Source organism: Autumnicola lenta (assembly GCF_031846515.1).
GTDB classification, from domain to species: domain Bacteria; phylum Bacteroidota; class Bacteroidia; order Flavobacteriales; family Flavobacteriaceae; genus Autumnicola; species Autumnicola lenta.
Genome location: NZ_JAVRHO010000048.1, coordinates 1 through 5,353, shown reverse-complemented (window position 1 = coordinate 5,353; position 5,353 = coordinate 1). Strand labels below are relative to the sequence as shown.

5 protein-coding genes are annotated in these 5,353 nt (G+C 39.6%); 1 reads left to right on the top strand and 4 read right to left on the bottom strand.

Features of this window, described 5'->3' with window-relative positions:
* Nucleotides 1–168: 168 nt before the first annotated feature.
* The gene (locus RM545_RS17260) at nucleotides 169–318 is read right to left on the bottom strand and encodes a hypothetical protein (protein WP_311496529.1); all 150 of its coding nucleotides are present in this window, start codon (nucleotides 316–318) and stop codon (nucleotides 169–171) included.
* Nucleotides 319–625: 307 nt separating this feature from the next.
* Here RM545_RS17260 and RM545_RS17255 point away from each other — a divergent pair, with 307 nt between their 5' ends.
* A complete protein-coding gene (locus tag RM545_RS17255; RefSeq protein WP_311496528.1) occupies nucleotides 626–2,182 on the top strand; it encodes an IS1182 family transposase in 1,557 nt (518 codons plus the stop codon).
* Between the two features lie 87 nt (nucleotides 2,183–2,269).
* Here the strand turns inward: RM545_RS17255 and RM545_RS17250 are convergent, their stop codons facing one another.
* The 3 genes from RM545_RS17250 to RM545_RS17240 form a co-directional block, all read right to left on the bottom strand.
* The gene (locus RM545_RS17250; RefSeq protein WP_311496527.1) at nucleotides 2,270–2,899 is read right to left on the bottom strand and encodes a hypothetical protein; all 630 of its coding nucleotides are present in this window, start codon (nucleotides 2,897–2,899) and stop codon (nucleotides 2,270–2,272) included.
* Nucleotides 2,900–3,636: 737 nt separating this feature from the next.
* Nucleotides 3,637–4,674 carry an IS110 family RNA-guided transposase gene (locus tag RM545_RS17245; protein ID WP_311496526.1) on the bottom strand — a complete coding sequence of 346 codons (1,038 nt, stop codon included), beginning with the start codon at nucleotides 4,672–4,674 and terminating at the stop codon, nucleotides 3,637–3,639.
* Between the two features lie 181 nt (nucleotides 4,675–4,855).
* Nucleotides 4,856–5,353: hypothetical protein (locus RM545_RS17240; RefSeq protein ID WP_311496525.1), on the bottom strand; the 498-nt coding region annotated here is incomplete at its 5' end.

Here is a 5,353-nt window from a genome sequence, read left to right as displayed (position 1 = left end):
ATTCTTTTTCTTTTTTGAAGCTTGGAATAGTTCTGGATTTTTAGAGATTAACTCAATAGTATGGTCAAGTTGTTCTGAAGAATTTTCTAATTCTTTTTCAGTCCATGCTTCTTCTAAATGTTTAATTGTTTTTCTTAATTCATAAAGTGCGTGGTCAGTCCACAAATCTTATAACCACTTTTCATATAATTTCTTTGCTTCTGTATGAGATTTTAGTTTTCCAGAGTCGGCATCTCTAATTCCTTGTTCTATAGTATTTTTTTCTTCTTTGGATATTTTTTTCCACCAGTCCGTTTTTTCTTTCTCTCTTAATTTCATTATTTTTTCAAACGGATTCATCGTTCAGAGTAGATAACCACTGAATTAATTCTATCTTCTTATTTTTAATATTTCTATCCATAACTCAAATTTACAATTTTGGCATTAATTCCATTTGTTCTTTACCCTAATTTTTTGACTGCTGCATAACGTTTAATATAAAAACTGTGCGCTGGCGAGCTTGATTTTCCGCTAGGAAAATCAGCGTAGCAAGCGGGCACGAAGTTTCGAATCAAGACAGGTTTAAGCATTGTTTTTATATGTTGTGCCTGTTGCACAAGATACCGGAAAATGTTAATTTTCTGATATGCAAGGCAAGAAAAATTATCAGGAAAAACTCTTCACTTCCTTCCGTCTCAGTGACAGGATTCCAAAAGAAAATTTTTACAGACGTTTAAAAGAAGTCCTGAACCTGGAGTTTCTTTACCCGCTTACCCAAAAGTTTTACGGAGATAGCGGACAGAAAAGCATTGACCCTGTGGTCTTTTTCAAGATCTGCCTGGTGGGATACCTGGAGAATATCACTACTGATCGTGGGGTAATGAACCACTGCGCAATGCGGTTGGACGTCCTCTACTTCCTGAGATATGATGTGGATGAAGAACTGCCCTGGCACAGTACCATCAGCCGTACCCGGCAGCTTTTTCCTGAAGATATCTTTGAGGAAGTTTTTACCAAAGTTTTAAAGCTGTGTATTGAAATCGGATTGGTAAGCGGGCACACCCAGGCAATTGATTCCGCTCCTGTAAAAGCCAATGCTTCCATGGACAGCCTGGAGATCAAAGTCCCGGCAGAAGACCTGGAGGAGCATCTTTCCAAGGTGCGTGTACAAAGCAGCAGGGATCGCAAAGCCAAAGGGAACAAAGCCCCTGAAAAACAGCAGAAGATCACAGCAAGCAAGAAAGAACTTCAGGAAATCAAAAGCCGGAACAAGAAATGGAGCCAGGATCAGGACATGCGCCCCGGTGCCAAAAACAAAGGCAGCAGGTATACCAGCAACAAAACCCATTACAGCCCAACAGATCCCGATGCCCGGATAAGTGTCAAACCCGGGAAGGCCAGAAAACTGAACTACCTGTGCAACCTTGCAGTAGACATAGAAGCCAATGTAATCACCGATGTACAGGCTTATCACGCAGATAAAAAAGATACCAAATACCTACAGGACACTACCGCTAGATTGAACAGGCGCTTGCGCCGGGAAGGTTTGATCTGGGAGAATGTATTGGCAGATGCCGGTTACAGCAGTGGGGAAAATTACGCATACTTTGAGAAAAAAGGACTAACCACATACATCCCGCCGCACGGAACCTACAAAGGCGGACCTGAAGGATTTGAGTATATCAAAGAAGGTAATTACTGGCTGTGCCCACAGGGCAAGAAAGTTACCTTCCGGAAGCAGAAAATTGAAAATGGTAATCTAAAGGACCATTATTTTACCACACGGGCCGATTGTAAAGCCTGTCCTATAAAAACGGCCTGCATTGGCAAAAGCCATGAAAAAAGGATCAACATTACTGCCTACCGGGAGGAATACGATAGGAACATTGAACGGGTAAAGAGCAGGCGCGGCCGCTATATGAAAGGCAAACGCCAAAGCACTGTAGAACCTGTTTTTGGCACCCTTAAAGAATTCCTGGGGCTAAGAAAAGTCAACACGATAGGAATTCGGCAGGCAAACAAATGTATGCACCTGGCAGCCATCGCCTATAACCTGAAGAAGTACCTGAAACATACTACAAAAAGAGTAAAATCCGGGGCAGGACAGTCCGTTTTGCTCTTTCCATCTAAAAACCTATTGCAAGAGCTCCAAAGTTCACCTTTAAGGAACCTGAATTTTGTTCACCGCCAATCCAATCCATAAAAGAAAAACCGTTTAAAGCGGCTTATTTGTAGCGGGAATTCAAAAAAATTATTGGCTTGTGCAACGGTTACGGTTGTTGGCAAACGTTTATTTTATCTGCTTTAAGTTTTTCATTCTTGGAATTCCGCTCTTTTCCTCTATTTCATATTCTACTAAATGCGTCCCCAAATTTTCCACATTTTCTCTGTCAATCCGATAGGTATATTCAATGAATATTTTATTGTTGATAATTGTATCAAGTTTAACTCCAGAAGGCGACCACATCAAAGCCGATTTTATGTTTTTTGATTGCCAGAGACTATCTTCTTGTATCGAATGAGGTTCTATAACAAATTCCGCTTTATTTCCAGAACTTAAATCCATTGAAATAAATTTAATAGATTCGAAATCAGTTTCTGTTGGTAAAATAGTCCAATTTTTAAATTGAAAAAGTTGATCATTTTCATCCCATTCTTCTCCCTGATAAAGACCCTGTCCAAAATCGTAAATTTCACCTTTCGGATCTATATATTTATAGTCTATGAAATAATACCACGATTGAAGGTCGGCAGAATAATTTACATCACTGACCAGTTTTCCTCCGATATTTTGATCAATGGTTACGGTGTATTCTTCTTTACCAAAAGCTTCATTAAAAGCCCAAAAGAACCCGATAATTAAAATTATCAGAACTATAAAGGCAATTCCACAACCTAATTTTATTTTTCTTAGTTTCATCTAATGTTTGCCAACGTCTCATATAAAAACTGTGCGCGAGCGAGCGTGATTTTCCGCAGGAAAATCAGGCGAAGCAAGCACGCACGGAATTTCGAATTTGTACAGGTTTTAGCATTGTTTTTATATGCTGTTGTGAGGCGTCTTTTTAATTATCCGCAAACCAACACATCCAAATTTACCGAAAAAAAGCGCCTCTTGCGGCTGAGTAAGGATTCTAAAGCGTAGCTTTTTTTTCTTCCCGAAGAAATAACAACTCCGGAAAAGCTGAAATTTGCCGATTTTCGTCCGTCGCAAAGAGGTCTCTAAAATGGCAAATATCGACCTTTATTAAGCTGATTGGCTCCGTTTCAAAGTCCGATTATAGACCAAACCTTTTAAACGAAAATAGCTGAAAATCTAATTTTTGCCCCACACTTTGCCCTTAGATGCCTCACAACGTCTCGTCCTATGAAAAGCAATAATCTTGTCTCTCAAAAATAATATTTTAAATTCCATTATTCCATACTCCTTCAATTTTTAGGGCGTTGAATTTTTAATGAAGCTTTGCTTCAATTGAAATTCAATGCAAAATAACCAGCTCAGCATCCTATTTGTGGTCATCTCTTTGGACGCCACCAGCATCATTATGATTGGTTAAAGTAGCCCATCCACTAGCTATAAAATGTGATCCATAAATGGTCACCTGAGACGTTTTGTGGTATGGGCCTTATTCTTTGAGCTTGATCATTGATTTATATTTATGCTACAACCCCCACTTCATATGGAGTTTTTGTTTTTATCACAGCTAAAGTCCGGCTCAATAATTTGTGAGCTACCTTAACGATTATTTTTTTGACATCTTTCCCCAGATGTTTCCGGTAGTCGGTTCTAATGGCCTGCCAGGCAGCTTCCACATAATAAGAGCGAATTAACCCGTGACACCGTGGACTCATTCCCATAGATCTGGAAGTAGCTCCACTTTGATATATGCCGGGAACCAGCCCTACATATCCTGCAAGGTGTTTGAGGCTGCTAAAACGTCTGAGATCTCCCAGTTCTGCAATAATTCCTACCGCTACAATTCCGCCAATTCCCGGAATACTTCTTAGCAGGTAGTAGTCCTCTTTAAAATGTTTACGACAGTAGGCCCTGAGCTGACTGGAAACATCACGAAGCTCTTTATCTATAAACCTAAAGCTACGCATCTTACTGGCCATAGTTTCCCGGGCAGTAGGATAATTAAACTGTTGGCTATCTACCCAATTCCGAAAAGCGTGGCTCCAGTGATCATTATCAAACTCCGGAGGAACTTTGATTCCAAAATAAAGTAGTTGCATCTTGATCATACATTTGATGCGCCTGAGATCTTTAACTAATTCATTCCGGCGGCGGAAGAGACTGCGTAATTCTTCTCGTTCCTTACCTGGAACTATAATTCCTTCCAAACGCCCGTCCTTAAGTTCCCGACTAATCAATTGGGCATCGATACGGTCGGTTTTGGTATGGCGCTCCTTTCCTTTACGATGGATATCAGCTGGATTTACCACCAGGGATTTCCACCCGAAGCTCTCAAAACTACGATGCGCAGAATAGCCACAACAACCAGCCTCATAAGCAGTGGTTACCTGGTAATCGGGAAAATGTTTCTGAACGTATTCATATAATTTCCCTGGCTCAGGTGGCATGGTAAAAGATTTGCCAGCAAAAAGATCTGTGCTGCAGTGTATCTTCCAGCTTCTCTTGTGGATGTCAATTCCAATGAATAACTTTGGTAAGGCAGTAACTCGGGTTTCCATATCTTTAGTTTTTATAGTGATTATTAAAGATACTCGATTACTGCTTTTTCATTGATGCTATAAAAACTGTGCGAGCTGGCGAGCGTGATTGTCCGCAGGACAATCCGCTTAGCAAGCGAGCACGGAATTTCGAATCGAGACAGGCTTTAGCATTGTTTTTATATGTTGTTGTAACACGTCTTTAATTATTCAAACTATCTAAAATTTGATTTTTCATTTCTAAGGTTTCATCATTTAAGAATATTATAGTTGGTCCGTAAACATTATAAATAGCCAAAAGTCCATAATCTTCATTAAACAAAATCGGTCCGGTTCCGTCTGTTACGGGATCTTTTAATTCGTAATAATGAAAAAGATCATCCGATAAATTTTCTGCCTTCAGTCCGTTACGGTCAGAACGGATGAATTCGAAGGGTTCGAAATAGAGTTGAGAATCTTCACCAACTTTAATACTTACAGTTTTTGTACTGTCCGTTTGACTTACATATTTATAAATAAGATTTATTTTACTGCCGACGTTTGCAGTGAATTTTTCTTCCCTTTTTTCCTCAAAACCATTATAGATTACAGCTGTCCGCTCAAAAGTCCGATTATCTGAACTGTTTGAACAATTTGAGAAGAATACAATTACCAGGATAAATTTTATAACTCGTTTCATTTGATGTGTTACAACGTCCCA

What these genes read in the sequence shown, in the direction of transcription:
- RM545_RS17260 (WP_311496529.1), bottom strand. Translation starts at nt 318, where the DNA reads ATGAAATTAAGAGAGAAAGAAAAAACGGACTGGTGGAAAAAAATATCC.
- RM545_RS17255 (WP_311496528.1), top strand. Translation starts at nt 626, where the DNA reads ATGCAAGGCAAGAAAAATTATCAGGAAAAACTCTTCACTTCCTTCCGT.
- RM545_RS17250 (WP_311496527.1), bottom strand. Translation starts at nt 2,899, where the DNA reads ATGAAACTAAGAAAAATAAAATTAGGTTGTGGAATTGCCTTTATAGTT.
- RM545_RS17245 (WP_311496526.1), bottom strand. Translation starts at nt 4,674, where the DNA reads ATGGAAACCCGAGTTACTGCCTTACCAAAGTTATTCATTGGAATTGAC.